This window comes from Nocardioides malaquae, from assembly GCF_015070385.1.
GTDB lineage: Bacteria > Actinomycetota > Actinomycetes > Propionibacteriales > Nocardioidaceae > Nocardioides > Nocardioides malaquae.
Genome location: NZ_JADCSA010000265.1, coordinates 1 through 286, shown reverse-complemented (window position 1 = coordinate 286; position 286 = coordinate 1). Strand labels below are relative to the sequence as shown.

Annotated in this window: 2 tRNA genes; both read left to right on the top strand. The window is 38.5% G+C overall.

Going from position 1 to position 286, the window contains the following annotated elements:
- The first annotated feature begins 33 nt into the window (after positions 1-33).
- A tRNA-Gly gene (locus IEQ44_RS18545) sits at positions 34-106 on the top strand.
- A gap of 12 nt (positions 107-118) precedes the next feature.
- Positions 119-190: transfer RNA gene (locus IEQ44_RS18540), tRNA-Thr, on the top strand.
- Positions 191-286: the final 96 nt, after the last annotated feature.

Here is a 286-nt window from a genome sequence, read left to right as displayed (position 1 = left end):
ATTTTACTTGAAAAGGATTATATTTAAATAATTGCGGGAGTAGCTCAGTTGGTAGAGCGTCAGCCTTCCAAGCTGAATGTCGCCGGTTCGAACCCGGTCTCCCGCTCTAATATTTAATGCCGGTGTAGCTCAGGGGTAGAGCGTTTCCTTGGTAAGGAAGAGGTCACGAGTTCAAATCTCGTCATTGGCTCTAATTTTGAAGAAGAAAGATTAGAATACACTAATATTATTATATAACTAAGATTAAATTATTTAAAAAACATGGCAAAGGCAACTTTCGATCGTT